General features: G+C 47.6%; 27 protein-coding genes and 3 tRNA genes. 18 read left to right on the forward strand and 12 right to left on the reverse strand.

Annotated features, from left to right (window positions below):
• Positions 1-32: 32 nt before the first annotated feature.
• Positions 33-518 (forward strand): hypothetical protein, encoded by a 486-nt coding sequence (locus tag GVI43_RS05280; RefSeq protein ID WP_159565808.1) that lies wholly within the window; start codon positions 33-35, stop codon positions 516-518.
• 206 nt (positions 519-724) lie between these two features.
• Entirely contained in the window at positions 725-1,114 is a 390-nt protein-coding gene (locus GVI43_RS05285) for a hypothetical protein (protein ID WP_159565809.1), read from the forward strand.
• Positions 1,115-1,279: 165 nt separating this feature from the next.
• On the opposite strand, the gene GVI43_RS05290 is transcribed toward GVI43_RS05285, so the two are convergent.
• The 3 genes from GVI43_RS05290 to GVI43_RS05300 form a co-directional block, all read right to left on the reverse strand.
• Positions 1,280-1,356 (reverse strand) — tRNA-Met (locus GVI43_RS05290).
• An 88-nt stretch (positions 1,357-1,444) separates the two neighbouring features.
• A tRNA-Met gene (locus GVI43_RS05295) sits at positions 1,445-1,521 on the reverse strand.
• 82 nt (positions 1,522-1,603) lie between these two features.
• Positions 1,604-1,680, reverse strand: a tRNA-Met gene (locus GVI43_RS05300).
• 203 nt (positions 1,681-1,883) lie between these two features.
• On the opposite strand from GVI43_RS05300, the gene mltA reads away from it, so the two are divergent.
• Positions 1,884-3,002, forward strand: coding sequence for a murein transglycosylase A (gene mltA / locus GVI43_RS05305; RefSeq protein ID WP_159565810.1), 1,119 nt, complete (start codon positions 1,884-1,886; stop codon positions 3,000-3,002).
• Between the two features lie 50 nt (positions 3,003-3,052).
• Entirely contained in the window at positions 3,053-3,868 is an 816-nt protein-coding gene (gene tcdA / locus GVI43_RS05310; protein WP_159565811.1) for a tRNA cyclic N6-threonylcarbamoyladenosine(37) synthase TcdA, read from the forward strand.
• A gap of 36 nt (positions 3,869-3,904) precedes the next feature.
• Here tcdA and csdE read toward each other — a convergent pair whose 3' ends face one another.
• Both csdE and csdA read right to left on the reverse strand, forming a co-directional pair.
• A complete protein-coding gene (gene csdE, locus GVI43_RS05315) occupies positions 3,905-4,345 on the reverse strand; it encodes a cysteine desulfurase sulfur acceptor subunit CsdE (protein WP_159565812.1) in 441 nt (146 codons plus the stop codon).
• Between the two features lie 2 nt (positions 4,346-4,347).
• Entirely contained in the window at positions 4,348-5,550 is a 1,203-nt protein-coding gene (gene csdA, locus GVI43_RS05320; RefSeq protein ID WP_159565813.1) for a cysteine desulfurase CsdA, read from the reverse strand.
• 277 nt (positions 5,551-5,827) lie between these two features.
• Here csdA and GVI43_RS05325 point away from each other — a divergent pair, with 277 nt between their 5' ends.
• From GVI43_RS05325 to rlmM, 4 genes are all read left to right on the forward strand, one after another.
• Complete coding sequence (locus GVI43_RS05325; protein WP_159565814.1) at positions 5,828-6,052, forward strand: YgdI/YgdR family lipoprotein; 225 nt, start codon at positions 5,828-5,830, stop codon at positions 6,050-6,052.
• Positions 6,053-6,421: 369 nt separating this feature from the next.
• Positions 6,422-7,336: a transcriptional regulator GcvA gene (locus tag GVI43_RS05330; protein WP_159565815.1), complete on the forward strand. Its 915-nt coding sequence runs from the start codon at positions 6,422-6,424 to the stop codon at positions 7,334-7,336.
• Between the two features lie 103 nt (positions 7,337-7,439).
• Positions 7,440-7,823 carry a DUF423 domain-containing protein gene (locus GVI43_RS05335; RefSeq protein WP_159565816.1) on the forward strand — a complete coding sequence of 128 codons (384 nt, stop codon included), beginning with the start codon at positions 7,440-7,442 and terminating at the stop codon, positions 7,821-7,823.
• Positions 7,824-7,825: 2 nt separating this feature from the next.
• Entirely contained in the window at positions 7,826-8,929 is a 1,104-nt protein-coding gene (gene rlmM, locus GVI43_RS05340) for a 23S rRNA (cytidine(2498)-2'-O)-methyltransferase RlmM (protein ID WP_159565817.1), read from the forward strand.
• A 45-nt stretch (positions 8,930-8,974) separates the two neighbouring features.
• On the opposite strand, the gene xni is transcribed toward rlmM, so the two are convergent.
• The 3 genes from xni to queF form a co-directional block, all read right to left on the reverse strand.
• On the reverse strand, positions 8,975-9,754 hold the full coding sequence (gene xni / locus GVI43_RS05345; protein WP_159565818.1) for a flap endonuclease Xni: 780 nt from the start codon (positions 9,752-9,754) through the stop codon (positions 8,975-8,977).
• An 89-nt stretch (positions 9,755-9,843) separates the two neighbouring features.
• Entirely contained in the window at positions 9,844-11,211 is a 1,368-nt protein-coding gene (gene ppnN / locus GVI43_RS05350) for a nucleotide 5'-monophosphate nucleosidase PpnN (RefSeq protein WP_159565819.1), read from the reverse strand.
• A 192-nt stretch (positions 11,212-11,403) separates the two neighbouring features.
• Positions 11,404-12,258: an NADPH-dependent 7-cyano-7-deazaguanine reductase QueF gene (gene queF / locus GVI43_RS05355; protein ID WP_159565820.1), complete on the reverse strand. Its 855-nt coding sequence runs from the start codon at positions 12,256-12,258 to the stop codon at positions 11,404-11,406.
• A 180-nt stretch (positions 12,259-12,438) separates the two neighbouring features.
• Here queF and syd point away from each other — a divergent pair, with 180 nt between their 5' ends.
• The 4 genes from syd (at position 12,439) to GVI43_RS05375 (ending at position 15,439) form a co-directional block, all read left to right on the forward strand.
• Positions 12,439-12,996, forward strand: coding sequence for a SecY-interacting protein (gene syd, locus GVI43_RS05360; RefSeq protein ID WP_159565821.1), 558 nt, complete (start codon positions 12,439-12,441; stop codon positions 12,994-12,996).
• An 859-nt stretch (positions 12,997-13,855) separates the two neighbouring features.
• Positions 13,856-14,191 (forward strand): YqcC family protein, encoded by a 336-nt coding sequence (locus GVI43_RS05365; protein WP_159565822.1) that lies wholly within the window; start codon positions 13,856-13,858, stop codon positions 14,189-14,191.
• A complete protein-coding gene (gene truC, locus GVI43_RS05370; RefSeq protein ID WP_159565823.1) occupies positions 14,185-14,964 on the forward strand; it encodes a tRNA pseudouridine(65) synthase TruC in 780 nt (259 codons plus the stop codon). Before GVI43_RS05365 ends, truC begins: the two co-directional genes overlap by 7 nt.
• 25 nt (positions 14,965-14,989) lie before the next feature.
• On the forward strand, positions 14,990-15,439 hold the full coding sequence (locus GVI43_RS05375) for a flavodoxin (protein WP_159565824.1): 450 nt from the start codon (positions 14,990-14,992) through the stop codon (positions 15,437-15,439).
• A 94-nt stretch (positions 15,440-15,533) separates the two neighbouring features.
• On the opposite strand, the gene GVI43_RS05380 is transcribed toward GVI43_RS05375, so the two are convergent.
• Positions 15,534-15,932, reverse strand: a complete 399-nt coding sequence (locus GVI43_RS05380) for a DUF3461 family protein (protein WP_159565825.1) — start codon at positions 15,930-15,932, stop codon at positions 15,534-15,536.
• Between the two features lie 280 nt (positions 15,933-16,212).
• Here GVI43_RS05380 and GVI43_RS05385 point away from each other — a divergent pair, with 280 nt between their 5' ends.
• Positions 16,213-16,812 (forward strand): hypothetical protein, encoded by a 600-nt coding sequence (locus tag GVI43_RS05385; protein ID WP_159565826.1) that lies wholly within the window; start codon positions 16,213-16,215, stop codon positions 16,810-16,812.
• A 51-nt stretch (positions 16,813-16,863) separates the two neighbouring features.
• Here GVI43_RS05385 and dapD read toward each other — a convergent pair whose 3' ends face one another.
• The 3 genes from dapD to map form a co-directional block, all read right to left on the reverse strand.
• Positions 16,864-17,688, reverse strand: coding sequence for a 2,3,4,5-tetrahydropyridine-2,6-dicarboxylate N-succinyltransferase (gene dapD / locus GVI43_RS05390; protein ID WP_159565827.1), 825 nt, complete (start codon positions 17,686-17,688; stop codon positions 16,864-16,866).
• A gap of 119 nt (positions 17,689-17,807) precedes the next feature.
• Positions 17,808-20,489 carry a bifunctional uridylyltransferase/uridylyl-removing protein GlnD gene (gene glnD, locus GVI43_RS05395; protein WP_159565828.1) on the reverse strand — a complete coding sequence of 894 codons (2,682 nt, stop codon included), beginning with the start codon at positions 20,487-20,489 and terminating at the stop codon, positions 17,808-17,810.
• Between the two features lie 167 nt (positions 20,490-20,656).
• Positions 20,657-21,451, reverse strand: a complete 795-nt coding sequence (map, locus tag GVI43_RS05400) for a type I methionyl aminopeptidase (RefSeq protein ID WP_159565829.1) — start codon at positions 21,449-21,451, stop codon at positions 20,657-20,659.
• 406 nt (positions 21,452-21,857) lie between these two features.
• On the opposite strand from map, the gene GVI43_RS05405 reads away from it, so the two are divergent.
• The 5 genes from GVI43_RS05405 to pyrH all read left to right on the forward strand — a co-directional run bounded on the left by GVI43_RS05405 (position 21,858) and on the right by pyrH (position 26,942).
• The gene (locus tag GVI43_RS05405; RefSeq protein WP_159565830.1) at positions 21,858-22,781 is read left to right on the forward strand and encodes an aspartate carbamoyltransferase catalytic subunit; all 924 of its coding nucleotides are present in this window, start codon (positions 21,858-21,860) and stop codon (positions 22,779-22,781) included.
• Positions 22,781-24,082: a dihydroorotase gene (locus GVI43_RS05410; RefSeq protein WP_159565831.1), complete on the forward strand. Its 1,302-nt coding sequence runs from the start codon at positions 22,781-22,783 to the stop codon at positions 24,080-24,082. The genes GVI43_RS05405 and GVI43_RS05410 overlap by 1 nt, the downstream gene beginning before the upstream one ends.
• Positions 24,083-24,415: 333 nt before the next feature.
• A complete protein-coding gene (gene rpsB, locus GVI43_RS05415; protein ID WP_159565832.1) occupies positions 24,416-25,141 on the forward strand; it encodes a 30S ribosomal protein S2 in 726 nt (241 codons plus the stop codon).
• 117 nt (positions 25,142-25,258) lie between these two features.
• Entirely contained in the window at positions 25,259-26,113 is an 855-nt protein-coding gene (tsf, locus tag GVI43_RS05420) for a translation elongation factor Ts (protein ID WP_159565833.1), read from the forward strand.
• Between the two features lie 94 nt (positions 26,114-26,207).
• Positions 26,208-26,942, forward strand: coding sequence for a UMP kinase (gene pyrH, locus GVI43_RS05425; protein WP_159565834.1), 735 nt, complete (start codon positions 26,208-26,210; stop codon positions 26,940-26,942).
• Positions 26,943-26,996 lie beyond the last annotated feature (54 nt).

The raw sequence follows: 26,996 nt of genomic DNA on the forward strand, positions 1-26,996 counted from the left end.
ATTAATAAGCATGAAGCTTAAAGGATAATAATATGAAAATAATGAGAGTGATTGTTTGTGCACTTTTTTGCGTGGCTTTTTATGCGACGGCTGCCGGGAACTCCGATTTCCAAGGATTCACCGTGGACATGACCAGAGAGCAGGGTGATGCGCAAGCGAAAAAGCAGGGTTTTGAGGTTCGGGAACTTGATGCGAATACCTTAGTATATGCTGGCAAAGCCTTTGGCCTGACCGATCGGGTACTAAATGCTCGTTACGAAAACGGCAAGCTGGCGGAAATTTCGGTATATATGTGGGGAAAGAGCTCTGGTCCCACCGGGCTGTCCGATAAGGCTCTTGAGGCGAAAGGCATTGAGTTGCTAGCGGCTTTCGATAAAAAATACGGAGCGCATGCGTCTAAGTTAAATGAAGCGACGGACAACACGACCCACACTTGGATACTTTCTGATAAAAGTACCCTACTGCTGGTACTAGGCCCGGACTATGACCGTTCAGTTACTATTGATTACGGCAAGTAACGGCAGCCTGTGCTGTATCGGAATTAAGGCGTATTTTTGACGACTAAATATTGTTCCACTATAAACAGGCGAGTACCGGTTTTAATCAGTGTTACTTAACGGATAATAGTATGAAAATAATAAGGATTGTTGTTTACGGGCTTTTTTTCGTGGCCTTTCATGTGGCGGCTGTCGAAAACTCTGATTTCCACGGGTTTACTTTGGGCATGACCAGAGTACAGGGCGACGCGGAAGCTAAAAAGCAGGGGTTTGAGGTTCAGGCGGTTGATGAGTATGCCTTGGTATATCGCGGCAAAGTCTTTGGCTTGGCCGATCAGATGCTGCATGCTGACTACGAAAACGGCAAACTGGTATATATAAGAGTACATCTCTTTGGGAAAACTATTGTCCCCACAGGGTTGTCCGATCGGGTTCTTGAGGAGAAAGGCAACGGATTGCTGGCAGCCTTTGGAAAGAAATATGGGGCATACACGTCGAAGTTCAATGAAGCCTCGGGCAGCACGACCCACACCTGGGTACTTTCCGACAAAAGTACCGTATTGCTGGTGATAGGAGCGGATGATTACCGTTCGATTGAAATGGGCTACAGCAAGTAGAACAACGGTTAGGGTGCTAGAATTAGAGCGTATTTCGCAATCGTTAATGATTAACCAACAATAAATAAGCGGGTACCAGTTTTAGCAGAGAATAAATAATGGAAAGGCGGGATATTGCAGACATAAAAAAACCTTGGAGGCAATGCCTGCAAGGTTCAGTAGTATTGGTTGCGGGGGCCAGATTTGAACTGACGACCTTCGGGTTATGAGCCCGACGAGCTACCGGGCTGCTCCACCCCGCGTCCGAAACTACGTTTGCTGTACTCTATTTTCGTGCTTCTTTACTGCTTTATATCGGTTCAACTGAATACGGTAGCGACATTATTTAGTTGGTTGCGGGGGCCAGATTTGAACTGACGACCTTCGGGTTATGAGCCCGACGAGCTACCGGGCTGCTCCACCCCGCGTCCGATACTACTTTTACTTCTACTTTCTATTTCCAGATTTCTACAAACGTTTCCAATTAGTATTGCAGCTACAATATTTAATTGGTTGCGGGGGCCAGATTTGAACTGACGACCTTCGGGTTATGAGCCCGACGAGCTACCGGGCTGCTCCACCCCGCGTCCGTAGGAGGCGCATATTACTCTCTGTGACTCAGGTTGCAAGTGATTTTTTCCCTAAAGTTATAAAAACCGCCGATGTCTGCAAATTATGACGATCTTTTGTTCATTTGTTTTCACTGCTTCATTTATGGGGCCTTTCCTTTATACTTGTGGCTTTAGTATTGTCCCATAGCAATCGATAGTGAATAAAGGTGAATGGCGAAATGAAAGGACGTTGGGCTAAATATGTACTTGGTGGGTTAATTATCGCGTTACTTGCAGGATGTGAGTCGCGACCAACTGACAAAGGTCAGCAGTATAAAGACGGTAAGCTAACCCAACCGTTTGCACTGGTAAATAATCCTAACGCAAAGAATAAGCCTGTTAACGGTCAGGATTTCGCCCAACAGGTTTCCGAAATTAGTAAAGTATCGCCTTCACTTTATGCGAAGCATCGCGAGACCTATCAGGCTATTTTCCAATGGATGGTCTCTGGAGCAGAAGGCGTTCAACTGACGAAACACAAAATCAATGCTTATCAAATGGAAGGCGTTGATAATTTCGGTAATGTTCAGTTTACCGGTTACTACACTCCGGTTATTCATGCCCGCCATACCAAGCAAGGGGAGTTTAAATACCCGCTGTATAGCATGCCCGGCAAAACTAAAAAGATGCGTCGCCTTCCCGATCGTGCAGGGATCTATGCCGGAGCGCTTGATGGTTTAGGCTTAGAGTTGGCCTACAGTAACTCTCTCGTCGACAATTTTATGATGGAAGTTCAGGGCAGTGCGTATGTTGATTTTGGTGACGGTACGCCGCTGGTGTTTTTTGCCTATTCTGGAAAAAATGGCCGGGCTTATCATAGCGTGGGTAAGGTTCTGATTGACCGTAATGAAGTTCCACGTGAAGAAATGTCAATGCAGGCGATTAAGAAATGGACTGACGAGCACAGTGAAGCCGAAGTCAGAGAGCTGCTGGAACAGAATCCTTCATTTGTCTTTTTCAAGCCAAGGCATTCAGCGCCGGTTAAAGGAGCAAGCGCGGTTCCTTTAGTGGCTAAGGCTTCTGTCGCTTCAGATAAAACGCTGATCCCACCGGGAACCACTATTCTGGCAGAAGTGCCGTTATTGGATAACCAAGGTAAATTTACCGGTAAATATGAAATGCGTCTGATGATTGCGTTAGACGTGGGTGGTGCAATTAAAGGGCATCACTTTGATATTTATCAGGGTGTTGGTGATGAAGCGGGGCATGCGGCCGGCTTTTATAATCACTATGGCCGGGTTTGGGTACTCAGTACTCCGGCGGATATTGCCAACGATTTGCCGTCCGTGAAGCTGTAATCCAGAAGATTTTATTTTTGTGTCAACCAGTTAGAGATTATGAGGTCGTCATGTCTGCCAGTTATTCTGAGGCCTATTTACAACGTTTTAGCGGCATTGCCCGGCTTTATGGTCGGGAGGTTTTAGCATTGTTTTCTCAGGCTCAGGTTTGCGTTATTGGTATCGGTGGCGTTGGCTCTTGGGCCGCTGAGGCTCTGGCCCGTAGCGGCATTGGCCATATTACCCTGATCGATATGGATGATGTTTGTGTGACCAATACCAACCGCCAAATCCATGCTATGCGACAGACTATCGGCCAGCCCAAAGGTGAGGTTATGGCTCGGCGGATTGCCGAGATCAACCCCGAATGCCGAGTCACCTGTATTGATGATTTTATTACACCCGATAACGTAGCCGAGTATATTACCGACAGGTTTGACTATGTGATTGACGCTATTGATAGTATCCGGCCTAAGGCAGCGCTGCTGGCTTACTGTCGGCGCTATAAAATCCCGGTGGTGACTACCGGCGGTGCCGGTGGGCAAATCGATCCGACACAAATTCAGGTGGCTGATTTAGCCAAAACCATTCAAGACCCGCTGGCCGCCAAACTGCGTGAACGCCTTAAAAGCGATTATAACGTAGTGAAGAATAGTAAAGGAAAACTGGGGATCGACTGCGTATTTTCAACCGAGCAGCTGGTTTACCCTCAGGCCGATGGCAGCGTGTGTGCCGTTAAAAGCACCGCTGAAGGGCCTAAGCGTATGGACTGCGCTTCGGGTTTTGGTGCCATCACTATGGTGACGGCTTCATTCGGATTTGTCGCGGTTTCTCATGCCTTGAAGAAGATGCTGGCTAAGGCTGAGCGCCAAAGAGTTGCGCTTTGATAGTTCACCATTCTTGATGATGTCAGCGGCCTACTTTTACCTATAAAATTCAGCGGCTTTTCTAATGGTAGCAACCAGTGCATCGAGGCCTTGAGATCGCGATGCGCTGAGCTGTTGATAAATCCCCAGTCTGTCGAAGAATTTTAATGGATCGAGGGCTAATACCTGCTCTGGCGTTTTACCCTCAATCTGTGTCAATAAGATAGCCAGAATCCCCTTCACTATTCGCCCTTCACTATCACCGTAAAAGTGGAGGGTGCCGTCAGGCATAATTTGGTGGCCTAGCCACACTCTATTCTCACAGCCTTTTAGCTCAAGCTGCCGTTGTTTTAGCTCTTCGGGCAGCTCGGGCAGCCGTTTAGCTAGCTGAACCAACTGACGATAGCGATCTTCCCATTGCGTTTTATTGCCAAACTGTTCGAGTAGGTGCTCGGTATTAATCTCCGTACCAAAAGGGTGCGGGGCAAGAATCGTCATGATTACTCCAGTAGGGACAGGGCGCTGATTAATGACTGATACAGTTTATCTACGTCATCAGGTTGGTTATAGGGAGCAAATGAAGCGCGTAACGTACCGCTAACGCCGATAGCATCCAGCAGCGGTTGGGCGCAGTGCTGGCCAGAGCGAATGGCTACGCTCTGTTCTGACAGCAGCGTTGCCACATCGCCGTGATGGAAACCGGCTATATTGAAGGCCAGCAGGCTGCTGTTTTGAGCCCGATAGCTGATAAATCCGGGAATTGTCGAGATTCGGTCATAGGCTGATTGTGTCAGTGAGCAGGCGTAACGTTCTGCTTCAACAAGGTCCTGAGTATTTAGCCATGATAACGCGGCACCAAACCCAATAACTCCGGCAATATTGGGCGTGCCCGCTTCAAAGCACTCCGGCACTGACTGGGCTTCAAACCCGTCGAATGACGCCTGAGTTAGCATTTTTCCACCGCCTTGCCAAGGTGCCATGTTATCCAGCAGCGATGCTTTGCCATAAAGCACGCCAATGCCGGTTGGTCCGTAAAGCTTATGGGCTGAGAAGGCGTAAAAATCCACATCTAGCCCTTGTACATCCGGCGGTGAATGTACCACGCCTTGAGCACCATCAACCACAACGACAGTACCGTTTTGGTGAGCTAACGATATGGCAAGCTTAAGGTCCGGACAGCCACCGGTCACATTAGACATATGGGCTATGGCTAGAATTTTAGTTTTGTGGGTCAGTAAGCTTGGCAGCAGGGTTAAGTTGGGTAAGTATGCTTCATTAACCGGAAGTTTAACCACTTTAGCGCCGGTTTGCTGTGCAACCATCAGCCATGGAATGAGATTGGAGTGATGTTCTGATTCACAGACGACTATTTCATCTCCGCTTTTTAGACGCGGGCGGGCATAGCTTTGAGCAACCAGATTAATCGCTTCGGTGGTTCCTTTCGTCCAGACTATCTGCCGTTGGCTGGCCGCGTTAATCAGGCTGGCAACGCTTTTGCGTGCATTTTCAAAGCGTTCTGTAGCATTTTGTGCGGCACTGTGCGCACTACGGTGGACCGTAGCGCCATTGTGGGCATAATATTCGCCGGTTGCCTGAATGACGCTTAACGGCTTAAGCGCCGTTGCTGCGCTATCCAGATAGCAACCAGTCTGGTGTAATGCGGGAAAATGTTGGCGAAACGAAATGGGATCAAAAGATTTCATTGGTATAACACTTTATTTGTGGTCGGCAGATTAACGCCGCGAATAAAAAAGATTGTACTAGCAGCGACAGCAAAGAACAGCGCTAATTGGCACTATTTTATTGCAGTCGGGTGCTTTTCAGAAGATAGTTACTACGCTCAAATTCATTGAATGTTTTACCTGCATGAGCGGTGATCGCTGCAACTTCAATGAATTTGGGTATAGTTATAGTATGTGATCGAAATGGCTCATGATTTTTTATCGGGTTTTCCCCTGTTTAACCGTAAGGAATAGTTTTATGAAACGTCTTGTTCTTATCGCTTCTGCTCTGTTATTGACTTTAGGGCTGGCCGGATGCTCAAGCCACTATGAAATGACAATGGCCGATGGTACGAAGATTATCACCGTTGGTGAGCCTTCTCTTGACCAAAATACCGGCATATATACCTATGAGACCCGTTTTGACGGCGAACAGCAGATTAGTCAGGACTTGGTGAAAGAGTTTGTGAAGCAGCCTTACTAGGTGTGAGACCATATTTTAGATAAAAAAAAGCACCGCGTTTGCGGTGCTACTGAAATCACTACGGACAGACAGGGTAAATGTTCAGAAAATAGATAAATCGTTAGCACAATGTAATCAATGACTAGCGATCGCACCCAACAAGCGTCAGGTAATTAGCAAACACAACATCACAACCACAAAGCCAAAAGTGCGCCCTTCATTCAAAAAACACACATTCTTCATTCCGGCTTAGGAAGTACCGCTACTATAGGTATTTGCTGGCATATACTCAAAGGACAATTTATAATGTATCGCATTAGAAAAACTAATGAATAGATGGGCGGATATCGCCACCCTGTAGCGCTGCATCTGGGAATTACTGCCAATTATATGAAACGATTACCTCCGTTGAACGCTCTACGGGTGTTTGATTCTGCTGCTCGCCACCTTAGCTTTACTAAAGCATCAGAAGAGCTTTTTGTGACACAGGCCGCAGTTAGCCATCAAATTAAGTCATTGGAAGATTTTCTCGGGCTAAAGCTTTTTCGCCGCCGTAACCGCTCTCTTTTATTGACCGAAGAGGGGCAGAGCTACTACTTAGATATCAAAGAAATCTTTATTGCGCTTAATGAGGCAACCCGAAAATTGCAGGCCCGTAGCGCTAAAGGTGCGCTTACCGTAAGTTTGCCTACCAGTTTTGCTATTCAGTGGCTAGTTCCCCGGCTCTCGGGGTTCCATGAAAGCTACCCCGGCATTGATGTGCGAATTCAGGCGATCGATCGCGATGAATGGAAGCTATCAGACGACGTAGACGTGGCTATTTATTACGGTAAAGGGAATTGGTCCGGGCTGCGGGTAGAACCGCTGTATGCCGAGTACCTGATACCCGTTTGTTCCCCTAGCCTGATGATGGGTGATAATCCGTTAACCTCGCCGAAAGCGCTTGAGTATCAGACTCTGTTGCACGATGCGTCAAGACGCGACTGGCAGGCGTATATACGCCAATTAGGCGTGCAGCACATTAACGTGCAGCAGGGGCCGATTTTCAGCCATACGGCGATGGTGGTGCAGGCTGCGGTTCACGGTCAGGGTGTTGCGTTAGTAAACAATATGTTGGCGTTGGCGGAGATAGAGTCCGGCCGCTTGGTTTGTCCGTTCAATCAGGCATTAGCCAGTAAAAATGCTTTTTATCTGGTATGTCATGACAGCCAGGCTGAACTGGGTAAAATAGCGTCTTTTCGAGAGTGGATTTTAGCCCTTGCTTCCAGTGAGCAAGAGAGCGTTCATTTACGCTACGATGAATAAATGTCGGCAAAAATGAAAACATTCACTGTGGAAACTGAGTATTATCAGTAGAATTCACACAGTTTCTCTTGATTCACCGATGACAGTAATAGGGTTAGTTATCATGAATGGTCGTTTAATTCTTATTTTTTCTGCACTTAGCGGTTTTATCTTTGTTGCTCTTGGTGCGTTTGGGGCGCATGGATTAAGTAAAGTGCTCGATGTTCAGCAAATGGCGTGGCTGCGCACTGGTCTGGAATATCAGGGATTACATACTTTGGCTATTCTGGCTCTAGGGTTCGCCGTTCAGTCGCAGAATAATGCGTGGTTTAAATGCAGCGCTGCCTTCTTAGCGCTGGGTACTATTTTATTTAGCGGTAGCCTTTATTGGCTGGCGCTATCGACAACAAAAATGTGGGTGTATATCACGCCAATCGGGGGCTTTTGCTTCCTAATCGGCTGGGCACTTCTGCTGGTTGGCGCTGTGCGCCTGAATAAAAAGGTTTAACCGTGAATACTATAGCGTTGTATTGCCGTCCAGGGTTTGAGAAAGAGTGTGCGGCAGAAATCACGGAGAAAGCCGCAGGGCTGGAAGCGTATGGCTTTGCACGGGTTAAGGATAACAGCGGCTATGTGCTGTTCGAATGCTATCAGCGTGAAGATGCCGAGCGTTTAATTCATAAATTGCCGTTTAGCTCTTTAATCTTTGCCCGTCAGATGCTGCTGGTTGGGGCATTGTTGCGCAACTTACCGGTCGAAGATCGAATTTCACCTATCATTGCCATGATTGAAGGCGCGGTAGAAAACGCGGGCGACCTGCGGGTAGAAGTACCAGATACCAATGATGGCAAAGAGCTATTGAATTTTTGCCGCAAGCTGACGGTTCCGTTACGTCAGGCATTGCGGTCACGCAATATTTTATTGGCTAAAGAGAATAGCCATCGGCCGGTGATCCACGTTTTCTTTATCGCCAGCGGCTGTTGTTATGTCGGCTATTCTTACAGTAACAATAACTCACCTTTCTTTATGGGCATTCCGCGCCTGAAGTTTCCGTCCGATGCACCAAGCCGTTCAACGCTGAAACTGGAAGAAGCATTTCACGTTTTTATTCCTGCCGATGAGTGGGATGAGCGTTTGGCCAGCGGTATGAAAGCGGTTGATTTGGGCGCCTGCCCGGGCGGCTGGACCTATCAGCTGACTAAACGCAGCATGATGATCGATGCGGTTGATAATGGGCCCATGGCTCAGAGCATTATGGACACCGGTCAGGTGGTTCATCATCAGGAAGACGGATTTCGCTTCGAGCCTACCAGCTCTAACATTTCATGGGTTGTCTGCGACATGGTAGAAAAGCCGTGGCGGGTATCGAGCCTGATGGCCGATTGGCTGATAAAGGGCTGGTGCCGGGAAGCCATTTTTAACCTTAAGCTGCCGATGAAAAAGCGTTATGAAGAGGTTTGCCAAAATCTGAAAATGATCGAGGATAAGCTGAAAGAGAACGGCATTAACGCACAAATCAGCGCAAAGCAGCTGTACCACGATCGCGAAGAAATTACGGTTCATGTTCGCCGCATTTGGGCTTCAGTTCCCGGCCGCAGAGATGAACGCGACTAGCTTTGTTATTAACGCCCCATTGCTCGTGAGCAATGGGGCTGTTTATTAATTCTCTTTTTGTTCCGATGGTTCTTTATTGATTCTTAACTGCTGAAGATTTCCTTCCAGATGTATATCCTGCTTTAAGGTCGCAATGTCGCGGCACAGATAGGCTAATTCCTTATGTTCAATTAATTTTTTGCGCCATTTGTCCGGTACGCTGTCTATTTGCTGATAAATTTTATCTAGCGATCCATATTCAGTGAGTAAGGTGGAGGCTGCCTTTGGACCTATCCCCGGAATTCCCGGAATTTTGCTACTGCTGATACCGGCCAGCCCCCAAAAATCTGTCAACTGTGCGGCTGGCACTGAAAATTCTTGTTGAACAAAAGGTATGTCTAACCAACGTTTTTGGAAATAGTCCCGGATACGCAGCGTGGGTGCCAGAAGCTGGCAGTAGCCTTTATCCGTTGAAACAATAGTCACCTGATAGCCCAACTGACTGACTTTATTGGCCAGCGTTGCTGCAAGATCGTCAGCTTCATCACCAACGGATTGCCAACAGGCAACGCCCGCTTGTTCAAACGCTTCACGCAGTTGGGGGAGTTCTGCAACTAACGCCTCAGGCATAGGGGAACGGCCAGCTTTGTAATCAGGGTAAATTTGATGCCGCCACCCGGTATTGCGGTTTTCATCATCAAATACCGCAACTGCGTGAGTGGGCTGGCTGTGCTGTATCAGCTGTTCTAGCGCTCTGATGCAGGTTTGCTGGCATGGTGAACCCTGAACGGCATGAATACGACGAATCAGGTTTAGCGCATCAACAATCAGTAGATGAATAGGCATAATAAGCTGGTGGAGCGTCCTGTAGCTGCCGGAGGGCTATCTCCGGCAGGGTTAGTGCAAACAGGGTCTATTGACCCACTGCCTGCTAATTAAGTAATGATTTCATAACACGGCGTATAGGCTGAACCCGGGAGCTTCATTCTGTGCTGGGCAACGAACCCCTGTAACAGGCTATCCATGTGTTTCATCATTAGCGGGTCGCCGTGGATTTTGAAGCGGCCGTATTGCTCAATAGCCTGAATGCCAACGTCTTTAACGTTACCGGCGACAATTCCGGAAAATGCCCGGCGAAGGGCCGCGGCCAATTGCTCGGGAGGCTGGTTCGGGTGCAGATTCAGGTTTGCCATGTTTTCATGGGATGGTTCAAACGGATGCTGAAGGTCTGGTGCGATCTTGATTGACCAGTTAAAGCTATAGGCATCGCCATTGGCTCTGCGATTCTCTTTTACCGCAGACATTCCATGCTTCATTTGGCGAGCGACTTCTTCAGGATCGCCGATGATTATGGTGTAGTGCTTACGGGCCTCATCGCCTAACGTATTTTGGATAAACTTATCCAGCACCTGAAAGTAGTCAGCGCTCTCTTTTGGTCCGGTCAGGATCAGCGGAAGCTTTTGATCTTTATTTTCAGGGTTCATCAAAATGCCTAGCAGATAGAGCAGCTCTTCTGCTGTACCTACGCCACCCGGGAATATAATAATACCGTGGGCGATGCGAACAAATGCTTCCAGACGCTTTTCAATGTCTGGCATGATAATCAGCTCATTAACCAGCGGATTCGGCGGTTCTGCGGCGATAATCGACGGTTCCGTCAGGCCAATGAAGCGGCTGTCTTTATAGCCCTGTTGCGCATGACCAACGGCGGCACCCTTCATGGGCGCTTCCATCGCGCCCGGGCCACACCCGGTACAGATGTTGAGTTCACGAAGCCCTAACTGATTACCGACTTTACGACCATATAAATATTCGTTTTCATTAATTGAGTGGCCACCCCAGCAAACCACCATATTTGGCGCTTCTCCTACGTGCAAGGCGCGGGCATTACGCAATATGGAGAACACCAGATTAGTCAGATGAACCGGACTATTCAGGTTGGGATGCTGGACTCTGTGTGCCTGAGATAGCTGGCCGTTAACGAACAGGATATCCCGCATAACGGCAAACAGGTTTGACTGGATTGAGCGAATTAATTGGCCATCAACAAAGGCTTCTTCGGGTGGATTTATCAGTTCAAGCTTAACGCCCCGTTCGCGACGAAGTACGTTAATATCAAATGATTTATAGCGCTCAAGCAGCTCTTTGCTGTTGTCCGTCATACTGCCGGCGTTAAGCACGGCCAATGAACAGTTGCGGTATAGTTGATAAAGGTTACTGCTGGCCGTTCTTTTCAGCATGTCGACTTCAAGCTGTGACAGCAGATCCATTGAGCCTAAAGGTGGACTAATATGTGTAATCAAACCGACTCCCTTAATTAAATCAAAACGCCCTCAGGCACGATGTGGACTAAAAATTCACTAAGCGTAATCACGGATTCTATCTGTTTGTACTACTTTACCGATGTTATGGGAACCGTAAACAATAAAAATATGGATTTATATAAATATTGCGAAGTACTGCGTAATATTATGATTTTATAATGCAATTTTTGATTACTGTCTGGCCAGTCTTTCCGTTGTCGGTGTAAAGGCTTCACTGGTCCTATAAGGGTTGATATCTAACCCGCCTCTTCGCGTATAGCGAGCATAGACCGTTAGGTGGGTTGGGTGGCAATAGCGTTGAATGTCATTGAAAATGCGCTCTACGCACTGTTCATGAAATTCATTGTGATGACGAAATGACACCACGTATCGCAATAGCGCTTCCCGATCGATTTTTGGCCCCTGATAGCTTATCTGGACCGAGCCCCAGTCCGGCTGGTGGGTTATCAGGCAGTTAGACTTGAGTAAGTGGCTGACCAATTGCTCTTTAACATGGGGCTGAGCGTCAGTAACCGCGTTAGCCAGCAGCCGATCGTCAAAGTTATAGTTATCAATTTCAATAGGCTGATCGTCGATACATTCGCCGGTAAACGCGCCAACCGGTTGACCTTCTAGCTGCTCTAAGCGAAACAGTTTTACGTTGACTTTACCCTGTGCACACTGGGATAAATCACGGGATAATGCGTGATTAACCTGCTCCCAACCCTCAAATCGCGTTTGGTTGAAGCTGTTGAGATAAAGTTTAAAGCTTTTTGATTCGATCAGATTAACGCTGTCAGATGCGACTCTGACTTCTCCGACGGCAACCTGCGGAAGACCACGAGCGTTCAGCCATGAGAGTTCGTATAGCGTCCAGATATCTGCGCCGTGAAAGGGTAGATTATCCGGCGTTAGTCCTAAGGGTTCGCGGTTTAAACTACGGGGAACGGCCTGTAATAATGTGGCATCGTAGTTATCGATGTAGGCAGTTTTCTTTCCTAATGTGAGGTTTGAAAGTGCCTGATGGTCCTGATAATGGGAAGTCATACTATTACTCCGGTAGGGTATAACGCTATAATCGTATTCCCATGGTTCTTGAAGTTGCAGCCGCATTCGAAAGGCGCCGTTGCGTGAGTCATCTGATTAGGCTCCGCTTTGTTGCTGGAACTTCAATAGCTTTGGGGTTAAAAAAATTGGCTCTAGTGTAACGTAATATTCGAGAGAAATATGACATATCCGGTAATCTCTGCATTAACTCAGTTTACTTCTTCTTTTATTGATTTGTGGCAAAAGCAGGTCGGACACGAACCGGCCAGTGAAGAGCTTTATGGCGTGCCTTCGCCCTGCATTGTGAGAACTGACGATCGGGCCGTGCTTTGGCTACCGCAGCCTTTTGGCGCAGAAAAAACGCTGGCGAACGTAGCGCGTGCTATTGACATTATCTTACGGGAAGAGTGTTCGGCTTTTTATACTGAACAATATGCTGGTGATATGGCGGGGCGTTTTGGCGATCTTGAACTAACGTTAATTCAGGTCTGGAGTGACGAAGATTTTATTCGTTTACAGGAAAACTTAATCGGGCATTTGGTTACTCAACGCCGGTTAAAATTGCCGCCTACGCTGTTCATTGCGACGACCGAATCAGAAATGGATATGATTTCGCTGTGTAATCTTTCCGGTGAGGTGCTACTGGAGCATTTTGGCACTAAAGATCGGCAAGTATTAGCCCCGTCTTTGGCTGAGTTTCTACATGGTTTGCAGCCACGGATAAACAGGCCGGTCTGAGGTAGCCATGGCCGTTGAATCCGGCCTTGGCTAAAGATTCGCTGTTTTTGATATGCAAGTCTTACATGAAACGATCGTCACCTTGTAGGATATATCTCACAAGCACTGTGAGACATTACGCTTATTTCATTTGCCTCTTAAAAATAAATTACTTATTTATTAAATTGTTGACGTTATTTATCTTGGCTTACAGTCGATTGAATAGCATGTAAGCCTTGCAGGTATATTGTGCGCTTAGGGGAATTGAGCGATCCTATGTTCAAGGAAACGGAGCTCAGGACTAAAGGAAAGTATCAGGATGATACGGGCTTTAGGATAAAGCAAAAGGATTAGCTTAGGAAGAGCTCAGGATTGTCGTCAGGACGATGGCAGGACAGTTCAGGATGAAACTTACGGACATCTCCAGGATGGAGAATCAACGCTTACAAGGCTGTAAGTGGTCAGGAAGAGCAACAAGGATAGACCATCAGGATGATGGTAGGACAGTTTAGGGATTGAGCTTACGGACACCTCCAGGATGGAGAATGAAAACCTACTAGGATGGTAGGGGGTCAGGAAGACTAGCAAGGATAGGCATCAGGATGATGCAAGGATGAATAGTCAGGATGAAAGTAGGACGCCGCAAAGGATAGCGTGGTTAGGATAACCAATAGGACACTGTTTTCAGGGATTGAGCAGGGAAGCAAACGAGTAGCTGGATTGCTATAAAACGGACTGAGCCCACTGTGTATACAGTGGGCTCTTTTTCTTTTGTGCTTTATTCACCGGCGGTTTCTACCCGTTGGGGCAAAATGCTATGATTGGCTATCAAACGAAGCTTTAGCTGCTTCGTGGTGCTTAATTGAACAATGAGACAGTCATGAGTTTAGAAAAACAAATAGGGCAGATACTGGCGGATGTCGAGCTGCTGATGCAAGAGTGCGATCTATGGAGCACCGTTCCACCGGAATCGGCAGCGTTTGAGAGCTGTGAGCCTTTTTGTATTGACACGATGATGCCTGAAGAGTGGCTACAGTGGGTTTTTATTTCCCGTATGCGGGAAATATTAGAAAACCAGCGGCCGCTTCCCACCAATATGGCTATCGCCCCCTATTTTGAAGTTTCTTTTAGCCAGCGCGCCGGTGACTACCAGCCGCTGTTGGTTGCACTTCAGAATATTGACCGACTGCTTAATAAAGAAGTTAATAAATGCTAGATATTCTGTATCAGGATGAGCATCTGATCGCGGTGAATAAGCCCAGCGGTTGGTTAGTTCATCGTAGCTGGCTGGATCGCAATGAAAAAGTGGTGGTGATGCAAACGGTACGCGACCAAATTGGTCAGCACGTTTTTACCGTACATCGCTTGGACAGGCCGACTTCCGGCGTTTTATTAATGGCGCTATCCAGCGAGGTTGCCCACCGGCTTTCGCTACAGTTTGAGCAACACCAAATTAATAAGGTTTATCACGCCGTCGTCCGCGGCTATGTGGATGAGTCAGGAACCATCGACTATGCCTTGGTGGAAGAACTCGACAAGGTTGCCGATAAGTTTGCTAAAGAAGAGCGAGAAGCTCAGCAGGCGGTTAGCCACTATAAGACGCTTTCGCTGGCCGAAGCCCCGATTGCCGTCGGGCGGTATACATCGGCCCGATATAGCTTAGTTGAGCTGAACCCTGAGACCGGGCGCAAGCACCAGCTTCGCCGCCATATGGCGCATATTTCCCATCCTATTATCGGCGATAGCCGTCATGGCGATCTTCGCCATAATCGTGCGCTAGCCGAGCATTTTGATTGTCCGCGTTTGATGCTGCATGCCAGCCATTTAGCTTTAAATCATCCGGTTACCGCACAGCCATTAGTTATTTCGGCTCCTTGGGAAGCCCGATGGCAGCATTTGATGACTCAGCTGGGCTGGCAGAACCAATGCCCTGAATATCGTGAGGTTGAATTTATTCGGCCAATAATACAGGATACAGAGGTTAGCTAATCCCTTAAAAACAGAGAGGATCCTCATGGCAAAGATTGGAATTTTCGTTGGAACCGTTTATGGCAACGCACAGATGGTTGCTGAAGAGGCTCAGACATTGCTTCAGCAGCTTGGGCATGAGGTGACGGTATTTGACGAAGGAACGCTGGAAGATTGGGAAACCTATCCGCAGGGCTATGCGCTGATAGTGACTTCAACCACCGGGCAGGGTGATTTACCCGATTCTATTGCTTCACTGTTTTTTGATATGAAAGAGAACCTTGGTCACCAGCCTGAATTACGCTATGGCGTTATTGCCTTGGGCGATAGCAGCTATGATAATTTTTGCGGCGGTGGAAAGCAGTTTGATGCGCTGCTGCAAGAACAGGGCGCTAGCCGGATCGGTGAGGTTCTGTTGATTGACGCAACTGAAGTATCTGAACCTGAGGTTTTTGCATCTGACTGGATTCGTCAGTGGGGAACGTTAGTAAAGTAAGTACCATGTAGAGTCTGGCTTAAGCGCTCGATCAATATAAACCTGATGGATAATCATTATTTGCTCATCAGGTTTGATCTATTCAGCGCGCCTGTTATGACTTGTCTTTCGCCGTCAGCCTCTCGAGATCGGCTTCTATCTCTGCGATTTTACGAGTCACCACCTGCTCTAAATGGCGTAAATCGCCAAGAATTTTCTGTTTGATATCCACTTCAATTTTGTCACCATGACAAATCTGATCGAGCTTTTCTATTACGTAGCGCAGGTTTGGGCTGATTTCATGCACTTCTTTATAAGATTTTTCTGCCCCCGGATTGGCTAAAATGGTTTTACGTTGGCGAGGGTATTTAAATTTGACGCTTTTGGCAAAGAACTCGCCTTTTTCCTTACGGAAGTAGATTTTCAGAATATCGTTACTGGCTTCTTGTCGCAGGCTGTAGCGGTCAATCTGCTTTGGATTCGTAATGCCGAGACTGATGAGGTTATCGTACATAAGAATGCCTTCCTGATTTATTCAATGACTAAAGGTGATAGGCCAAATGGTGGATTAAGAACCATTTAATTATAATATTGCCGTAATACGCCTATTTATCTTAGTCTTTACGCAATTTAATTATATAAAAACTAAGTATTGATTATAGCAGGGGATATTCTTTAGTAGAAAAATGGCCTAGTGTCAGAGATCACAGAATTCCGTAAAAGGACATAATCGACAATGTGTATTTTCACGTTGATAGCGAAGGACGGTTATATTGGGGGCTTTGGAAGCAGGCATGAATAAACAAACGGCAAGAATATTGATTAATCTCTTGGAGAAGAGCGGCGTTCATTTCGCTAAAGGTTTATCCAACGAGGAAGTCATTACCGTTCAACACCATTTCAACGTGAAGTTTCCTCCGGACCTTAGGCTATTTTTACAAACGGCGCTGCCAATATCAGGCAAATTCATTAACTGGCGGGCCGGGCTGAGCTCTACGGTGAAAGAAAAACAGATTATTGAACGGATTAACTGGCCGCTGGAAGGTCTGCTATTTGATATTGAGAACAATGAGTTCTGGATGGCCGACTGGGGAGATAAGCCCGATAGCGTTGAGCAACAGAAAGAAATTGCCGAACAACACTACCGGCAGTGGCCTAAGCTGATTCCAATTTATTCCCATCGCTATATTCCGTCGGTTCCCTACGAAGAGGGTAATCCGGTACTTTCGGTTTATCAGACGGATATTATTTATTACGGAAATGATTTGGCTGCCTACTTCAAAAATGAGTTTAGGCTGACGCTGCCTGAAGGAATTAAGCCGCCGGACGAGCCGAAGAAAATTGATTTTTGGGGCTATTTCTTAGATGGGACTATTTTTAGAATAGGAGATTGATGAGATAAAAGAACGCGGGCCTTTAACCCGCGCTGTAGCGTTTTTTGGCGATTAGTCGATAGTCCGCAGAAGCTCGTTAATACCTACTTTACCTAACGTTTTGGCATCTACCTTTTTCACAATAACGGCGCAATAGAGGCTGTATTTTCCATCTTTAGACGGCAGGTTGCCTGAAACAACAACTGAGCCAGCCGGAACGCGGCCATAATGAACTTCGCCGGTTTCACGATCGTAAATACGCGTGCTTTGCCCAAGGTACACGCCCATTGAAATGACGGAACCTTCTTCAACGATAACGCCTTCAACCACTTCTGAACGAGCACCGATAAAGCAGTTATCTTCGATAATTGTCGGGTTTGCCTGAAGAGGTTCTAACACTCCGCCAATACCAACGCCGCCGGAAAGGTGAACGTTTTTACCGATTTGAGCGCAGGAACCAACGGTAGCCCACGTATCCACCATGGTACCTTCATCAACGTAAGCACCGATATTAACGTAAGAAGGCATGAGGACGGTGTTACGGGCAATAAACGCACCCTGACGCACGCTGGCCGGTGGTACTACGCGAAAGCCTTCTCGCTGAAAGCGCTCGGCATCGTAATCTGCGAATTTCATCGGGACTTTATCGAAATAGCGGCTTTCTGCGCCGTCCATGACGACGTTGTCATTAATGCGAAATGAAAGCAGAACGGCCTTTTTTAGCCACTGATGCGTAATCCACTCTCCGTTAATTTTTTCGGCGACCCGCAGTTCTCCACTGTCTAATTTAGCCAGAGTATGTTTAACCGCTTCGCGGGTAACGGTGTCTGCATTTGCTGGCGTAATTTCGGCTCGACGCTCAAAGGCGGTTTCTATGATGGTTTGTAATTGCTGCATCTTTTGTCCTGATTTGGTATTAAATGAATATGTACTTTATACATCAAGCTGCCGGTGCGTTGGCTATCGGGATGATTGAGTTTGCCGCTTTCCCACAGCTCGAATTGTTTGGGCTATAGCTACTTTTTGTTAGCCTCATCTTTATCCTTTGGATCTAGGGTTTCTGTCAACCTCTGTTTCAATTCTTCACATATTTCAGAAGATAGTGCCATTCGATCGCTATTAGTGAGAATGAATAAGTCTTCAACCCGTTCTCCGATAGTGGAGATTCGGGCGCTGTGTAGCGATAAACCGAGGTTGGCAAAGACTTCGCCAACCCGGGCTAAAAACCCGGGCTGATCCAGTGCCACCAGCTCCATATAGGTTCGCCGTTCGCTGTGACCCGGTAAAAAGTTAACGTGGGTTGGCACGCTAAAGTGGCGCAGCTTAGAAGAGGCCATTCTAGGGCGCGGTCGCTCATAAATTGGCTGAGTTAATGCCCGTTCAATTCCTTCCCTGATTGCCGCATGGCGGTCGGGCGTTAACGGCTTACCGTCAGGTTCCAGAACGATAAAACTGTCCATAGCCATATCGTCACGGTTAGTGAAAATTTGTGCGTCGTGGACGCTGAGGTTGCGGCGATCCAGTTCACCCACGGTGGCGGCAAACAGATAGGGGCGATCCTGACTGTAGATAAATATCTCTGTTCCCCCTCGATTAGGCAGGGCACTGATTAAAACCAACGGCCGATCTTTCGGATGATTCACCAAATGGCGGGCGTGCCACGCCAGTTGGTTCGGCGTATGGCGTAAAAAGTAGTCAGCCCGGCAGCGGCTCCAAATGGCGTGAAGCGCTTGGTCATTGATATTTTCCCGGCGCAATAGCGCCAGCGCCTGAGCCCTGTGGTGGCGAACCCGCTCTCTGAGATCGGGGCGATATTGCATCCCGCGGCGTAGCTGTTTTTCGGTAGCAAAATAGAGTTCGCGTAATAAGCTTTGCTTCCAGCTATTCCACAGTGGCTCATTGGTGGCGCAGATATCGGCGACCGTTAGGCAGATAAGATAATGTAGCCGGGTTTCGGTCTGAACTTCGGTTGCAAACTGTTGAATAACCTTCGGGTCTTGAATATCCCTACGCTGGGCGGTGACCGACATGAGTAAATGCTGCCTGACTAACCAGCTTACCAGTTCGGTTTCGTTTGAGTTCAGTTCGTGTAGTTCTGCAAACGCTTTGGCATCTTCAGCGCCCAGCGTTGAGTGGTCGCCTCCGCGGCCTTTGGCAATATCGTGGAATAATGCGGCCATTAACAAGAGAGACTGCTTTTGTAGGCGAGGGTAGAGCTCTACGCAAAGTGGATGGGCCTGACGGGTCGCTTCGTCGGCAAAGCTTTCTAATTTCATTAACACCCGAACGGTGTGTTCATCTACGGTATAAACATGGAACAGATCAAACTGCATCTGACCGACAATATTACCCCACTGGGGCATATAGGCTGCTAAAACGCTATGACGATGCATCGGGACAATTGCCCGCGTAACCGCGCCCGGATGCCGTAGGATTGCCATAAACAGATCTCTGGCTTTTGGGATATTACACAGCGGCAGGGTTAAGTGACGGCGGGCATAGCGCAGGTGACGCAACGTAGTTGAGTAAATACCTTTAATTTCCGGGTGGATGACCAGTTGGTAAAACAGGTCAATAATGGTTTCAGGCTGTTCAATAAATAGCAGCGGATCGCGTAAATCAATCAGCTGGTCGCGAAGCTGAAAGCGGTCATCCAGCACCTGAGGTTTATCCGAATGGTCCAGCGCTAGAATAGCCTCATCAAACAGCTGCAACAGCATGTGATTCAGTTCTGCAACTCGGCGAGTGACCCGATAGTAATCTTTCATCATGCGTTCTATCGGGAGATTACCTTCTCCTTGGTAACCCAGTAATTCAGCAACGTTTAGCTGCCGGTCAAACAGCAACCGGTTGTCATAGCGAGTTAAAATCAGATGGAGGGCAAAGCGAATGCGCCATAAAAAATTCTGGCACTCTTCCAGTTCGGTACATTCAGCAACCGTCAGGAAACCAAAGCTGACCATCTCTTTGAGCGAGGTAGCGCCAAAATGGCGACGGGCCACCCACAGCAAGGTGTGAATATCGCGTAGGCCGCCGGGGCTGGCTTTAATGTCGGGTTCCAGATTGTAACTGGTGCTGTGATAGCGTTGATGGCGCTCTTCCTGTTCCTGGCACTTGGCGTGAAAGAAGGTATCAGAGGGCCAGATCTCCTGACTAAAAACGTGTTTTTGCAGCGTCAGGAATAGCGCAACATCGCCACAGATAAGGCGAGATTCAATCAGGTTTGTCGCGACGGTGAGATCGGCCAGAGCCTCTTCCAGACACTGTTCCAGCGTTCTGACGCTGTGGCCGACTTCCAGTTTGAGATCCCAAAGCAGGGTAACGATTTCTCCAACGCTTTCCGCCTGTTTCTCGGTCAGAGGCTGCTGGCTGAGGATCAGAATATCGATATCAGACAGCGGATGTAGCTCCGTCCGGCCATAGCCGCCAACGGCGATTAAAGATAGCCCGCTACTGTTTGCCAAGCCTTCTGGCGTTGGTTTAATAAACTGGTGAAATAGCCAGAGCCGCTGGAGTAGGCTGTCCACATAGTCGGAGCGGGCCAGAATCAGTTCATCGACGCCAATACCGGCTTCGAAAGCCAGCTTTAGCCACAGCTGAAACCCGTCTAGTGCCCGTTTTAGCTGTGGTAGGCTAAGTTCGCCGTTGCTAAAACAGGAGGGATCGCAAGGCTTTGGGGGCAGAGTAAGTTCCGACATTGTGAATATTGCCTTCTGACGCTGATGAGTGGCTATTGCCCTATTAAGCTACCGTTAAATTGAGTAATTCGCCAGATTAAACTCAGCGATGCTGGCAAGCGAATCTGCCGCATAAACAAAAATGGCCAACCTAAGTTGGTTAGCCATTTTTTTCGGGCCGTTGCCCATTACATTTCGTGGGTAATGATCGCGTCGATAGTGTCATCTTTACGCAGCGTTAGAATTTCACAGCCGTTGTCGGTGACAACGATGGTGTGTTCATACTGCGCTGACAGGCTGCGATCTTTCGTTTTGACTGTCCATCCATCTTTCATCGTTCTGATACGGTAGTCGCCAGCGTTGACCATTGGCTCAACGGTGAAGGTCATTCCTTTTTGCAATACTACGCCGCCGTCATCGGCATCGTAATGTAGTACCTGCGGTTCTTCATGGAACACTTCTCCAATGCCGTGCCCGCAGTATTCTCGCACCACAGAAAATCCCTGAGCTTCAACATATTGCTGAATGGCTTTACCTAGGGTACGTAAACGGACGCCCGGTTTAATCATTTTTAACGATAAGTAGAGGCTTTCTTGAGTTACGTGGCACAAGCGCTCACCGAGGATCGTTGGCTGACCAACAATAAACATTTTGGAGGTATCTCCGTGGAATGCGTCTTTGATAACGGTTACGTCAATATTGACGATATCGCCGTCTTTCAGCTTTTTCTCATCGCTGGGAATACCGTGGCAAATAACTTCGTTAACCGAAATACACACCGACTTAGGGAATCCGTGGTAGCCAAGGCAGGCTGAAATAGCGTGTTGGACGTTGGTAATGTAATCGTGGCACAGGCGGTCTAACTCACCTGTCGTGACGCCGGGTTTGACGTGAGGTTCGATCATTTCCAGCACTTCGGCGGCCAGGCGGCCAGCAACGCGCATTTTTTCAATATCTTCAGAGGTTTTGATTGATATAGCCATAAAAGAGTGTCCATTAATAATTGGAAGTCAGCGCGAAATACGGGGCAACTGAAAGCGAGCTAACTGGCAATGATAATCAATATAGAATGCAATTATGGTATCAGTCCTGCAAAAGAGTGCCAAATTTATCATGCGGAATGTATTTGAGCTCATCTGGTGATTTTTGAATACCTCCCATTGGTTGAAAATAGTTGTTGACCAATGATGAAAAACTGATATCTTAAGCCGGTTTGAGCACAGTCTTTTAAAAGTAAGGCGTTTTCTATAATCCCTAACATATATAGGTTAAGAGGATGAAAGTTCACATAGTCTGTAAGGTTGATACCAACCCCTAATCATGAGACCCACGGGTTTTCTGATTAGGGGTTTTTTTTCGGTCTAAATTCAACTTGGGAGCAAAAATATAATGCGAGGCCAGCATATTTTAGGGTTGGAACACATGGTGCCCGCCGATATCGAGCGCGTACTTAATGCTGCGACAGAAATGAAAAAGGTGACTAAGCAAGATGTTAAAAAATTGGCCACGTTGCGTGGAAAAGCAATCGTTAACCTCTTTTTTGAGAACAGCACCAGAACGCGTTCCTCCTTCGAACTTGCAGGAAAATATTTAGGCGCCGATGTGATTAATATTGCGGCGTCGACGTCAAGCGTTGCCAAGGGAGAAAGCCTGAGAGACACGTTGTTAACGGTTCAGGCCATGGGTGTCGATGCTATCGTGATGCGCCATAGTGCAGAAGGTGCAGCTCAGTATGCTACTCGCTACGTGAAGGCGGTTGTGATCAATGCCGGCGACGGTGCGCATGAGCACCCGACTCAAGGGCTGCTGGATTTGCTAACCATTCGCCAGCATCACGGAGAGATTGCCGGTAAGAAAGTGGCCATTATTGGCGATGTTCTTCATAGCCGCGTAGCGCGTTCCAATATCTGGGGCTTACTGAAAATGGGAGCGGAAGTGCATCTTGGTGGTCCGAAAACGCTTATTCCTAAAGAGATGCTGGACATGGGCGTGACGATTCACCATCGGGTTGAAGACGCTATCGCCGACGCGGATGTAGTCAACGTATTGCGCATTCAATTAGAGCGCCAGAAGAAAGGGCTGTTTCCGACGGCGCGTGAGTATGCGCGTATTTTTGGTATCAACGACGAACGCTTAAAGCTGGCTAAGAAAAATGTGCTAGTGATGCACCCCGGTCCGATGAACCGTGGGCTAGAAATCTCACCGGAGGTCGCTTACGGGCACCATTCGGGTATCGAAGAACAGGTTAATAACGGTGTAGCAGTTCGTATGGCTCTTTTAACTCTAACTTTAGCTGATGGGGAACAAGCATAATGGCACAGTGGTTAATTCAAAATGGGCACCTTATCGATTCTGCTAATGGCTTAGACGGCGTTATGGACGTACGCGTTGTTGACGGAAAAGTGGCTAACGTTGGCAAATCACTTCAGCCAGACGCCGCCGATGAAATAATCGACGCAAGTGGCTTAATTGTTAGCCCGGGGTTTATTGATATTCACTGCCACCTGCGTGAGCCGGGGCAAGAAGCAAAAGAAGATTTATTTACCGGTACGGCGTCTGCGGCAGCCGGTGGTTTTACCACGATTCTGACCATGGCAAATACTCGTCCGGTTATCGATCAGGCGATTATCGTCGCTGGCATGAAGCATAAAATACAAACTGATGCCGTAGTCAGGGTTGAAATTACCGGTGCGGTGACTAAGGGTTTGGAAGGCAAGGAACTGGCCGAAATTGGCGATATGGCTCAGGCCGGTATCCGCGCTATCTCTGACGATGGCAACTACGTTAATGACGGGCGCCTGATGCGGGCCGCACTGGAATATGCCAGCATGTTTGATATACCGGTGATATCCCACTCTGAAGATTGCTGTCTGGTGGCTGACGGCGTAATGCATGAAGGCTGCGTATCGGCTAAATTGGGCCTGCGCGGCCGCCCTGCAGAGGCCGAGAATATTGCCGTAGCCCGTGAGCTTATGCTGGCTGAAATGACCGGTGGTCATATCCATATTGCCCATGTCAGTAGTAAAGGTGCCGTTGAGCTGATTCGTGCGGCAAAAGCCAAAGGAATTAAGGTAACGGCAGAAGTGACGCCTCACCATTTATGTTTGGTTGATAAAAGTATTGAGTCTTTTGACTCGGCTTTTAAAGTGAACCCGCCATTACGTACCAATGAGCATATTGTTGCTCTGCTGGAAGGCCTGAAAGACGGTACGTTAGATGCGATTGCTACCGACCACGCCCCTCACGCGTATGAAGAGAAAGACTGTGAATTTAACGAGGCGCCTTGCGGTTTCGCCGGTTTTGAAACGGCTTTTAGCGTACTACACAGCCGCTTTGTGCAAAACGGTGAATGGAGCGTGCAGCAGCTGATTCATCGAATGACTGCGGGCCCGGCTGCGGCGTTTAACTGGAAGGATCGCGGGCATCTGAGCGTGGGTGGATTAGCGGATCTGGTCTTGATAGATCCGAAAAAACAGTGGGTTGTTGACCCTAAAACCATGCTAACTCGCGGCAAATCTTGCCCGTTCACCGGTATGGATATGGTTGGTCAGGTGGTACGCACAATGGTTAACGGCAAATGGGTTTATCAGGAAGGTAAAATCTTTCGCGACTGAGTGCCTGATTGCTTAATCTGACATTGTTCAGCCTGAATAGACCTTCGGCGCTATTAGGTTCCTTGGAACCTAATAGCGCATTTATTTACATCCAAATACGAGTATTTGTGGCGCTTTCCCCCGTTTATATGGTATAAAGCGCGCCGGTAATCCGCTCTCTGTGTCTTAAGTTTTTTAAGGTCATTGAGGGAAGAGATTGCCTTAACATTAATCAACGTTATAACACACACGTATCGACACATTCGGCGGGGTGCTCTGAAGGTTCAATCCTTAGGGGTCGGCGTTATGGGATACGTGGAGGCATAACCCCGAACTTTACTCATAGAGGTAATAATGGCAACTGTTTCAATGCGCGACATGCTCAAGGCTGGCGTACACTTTGGTCACCAGACCCGTTACTGGAACCCGAAAATGAAACCTTTCATCTTCGGCGCACGTAACAAAGTTCATATCATCAACCTTGAAAAAACTGTACCTATGTTCAACGAAGCATTAGCTGAGTTGGGTAAGATCGCGTCTCATAAAGGCAAAATCTTATTTGTTGGTACTAAACGCGCAGCATGCGAGCCAGTAAAAGAAGCTGCACATAGCTGTAATCAATTCTACGTTAATCACCGTTGGTTAGGTGGTATGTTGACCAACTGGAAAACGGTTCGTCAATCAATCAAACGTTTAAAAGAATTAGAAATTCAAGCTCAAGACGGTACTTTCGAAAAGCTGACCAAGAAAGAAGCGCTAATGCGTGCTCGTGAAATGGACAAGCTTGAGAATAGCCTGGGTGGTATCAAAGACATGGGCGGCTTGCCTGACGCGTTATTTGTAATTGACGCAGATCACGAGCATATCGCTATTAAAGAAGCAAACAACTTGGGTATTCCAGTATTTGCTATCGTTGATACTAACTCTGATCCGGACGGTGTTAATTTCGTTATCCCTGGTAACGACGATGCTATCCGTGCAGTACAACTGTACCTAGGCGCTGTTGCTGCAACCGTTCGCGAAGGTCGTTCAGACCAAGGCGCTCAGGCTGTAGAAGAAAGCTTCATCGAAGCAGAGTAATAAGGCGTGCTCCATTGAGAGCCCTTATTAACCAGGTATTAGATATGTTGGTTAGGGGGCCTTTGCAGGCTCCCTTTTTGCTTATATCCAACGAAATATAAACCGAGGATTAAGAGAATGGCTGTGATTACCGCTGCTCTAGTAAAAGAACTTCGCGAGCGTACCGCCGCTGGCATGATGGAATGTAAGAAAGCGCTAGTTGAAGCTGATGGCGATATCGAATTAGCCATCGACAATATGCGTAAATCTGGTCAGGCAAAAGCCGCGAAGAAAGCAGGCCGCGTGGCTGCTGAAGGCGTTATCCTGACTAAGATTTCTGCTGACGGCAAATATGGCGTCATCATGGAAGTTAACTGTGAAACTGACTTCGTTGCTAAAGATGCTGGCTTCCTGGCATTTGCTAACGCTGTTGTAGAAGAAGCGCTGACTGCACGTACTGGCAGCATCGAAGCTTTACAGGCTAAGTTTGAAGAGCAACGTACTACTCTGGTAGCTAAAATTGGCGAAAACATCAATATTCGCCGTCTTGCTATCGTAGAAGGCGAGAAGTTAGGTGCTTATATGCACGGTGCTCGTATTGGCGTTCTGGTTGCTGCAACCGGTGCTGCTGACGAAGAGCTGGTTAAGCATATTGCTATGCACGTTGCTGCAAGCAAGCCAGAATTTGTTAACCCAAGCGATGTTCCTGCTGAGGTTGTTGCTCGTGAGCACCAAATCCAGATCGATATTGCTATGCAATCTGGTAAGCCACGTGAAATCGCAGAGAAGATGGTTGAAGGCCGCATGCGTAAGTTTACCGGTGAGATATCTCTGACTGGTCAGGCTTTCGTTATGGATCCAAACAAAACTGTTGATGCCCTGCTGAAAGAACACAAAGCTGGCGTTGCAGAGTTTGTCCGCTTTGAAGTAGGTGAAGGTATTGAGAAGGTTGAAGTAGATTTCGCAGCTGAAGTTGCTGCAATGTCTAAATAGGCTTAGCTTAATATAACGAAGACGGATCGATCTTAACATCGGTCCGTTTTTTTAAACAAAACCCCTTTATTGACTGCCCACAGGAAACAATACCATGGCAACCAACGCAAAACCCGTATATCAGAGAATCCTGCTTAAACTGAGTGGTGAGGCCTTACAAGGCTCCGAAGGTTTTGGCATTGATGCGAGCGTATTAGATCGCATGGCGCAAGAAATTAAGGAATTGGTTGAGTTAGGTATTCAGGTTGGTGTTGTTATCGGTGGTGGCAATTTATTCCGGGGTGCGGGTCTGGCGAAGGCCGGTATGAACCGCGTAGTGGGCGACCACATGGGAATGTTAGCTACCGTAATGAACGGTTTAGCAATGCGTGATGCGTTACATCGTGCCTATGTGAACGCCCGTCTAATGTCAGCTATTCCGCTGAATGGTGTATGTGATGACTATAGCTGGGCGGAAGCCATCAGCCTATTACGTCATGGTCGAGTAGTAATTTTTTCTGCAGGTACAGGTAACCCATTTTTTACCACGGATTCGGCTGCCTGTTTACGCGGTATCGAAATCGAAGCGGATGTAGTGTTAAAAGCGACTAAAGTCGACGGCGTTTTCTCAGAAGATCCAGTGAAAAACCCTGAAGCAACGCTGTACGAAACGTTAGATTATCAGGACGTTTTAGAGCGTGAACTGAAAGTTATGGACTTAGCGGCATTTACTCTGGCCCGCGATCATAACTTACCAATTCGCGTTTTTAATATGAATAAACCGGGCGCTTTGCGCCGCGTAGTCATGGGTGAGAATGAGGGAACGTTAATTTCCCGGCCGGCAGAATAATCGAGCTTTATAGACTGATAAAGGTTTATAGTTAGATTCTTCCCTAAGGAATTC

Source organism: Budvicia diplopodorum, assembly GCF_009800925.1.
GTDB lineage: Bacteria > Pseudomonadota > Gammaproteobacteria > Enterobacterales > Enterobacteriaceae > Budvicia > Budvicia diplopodorum.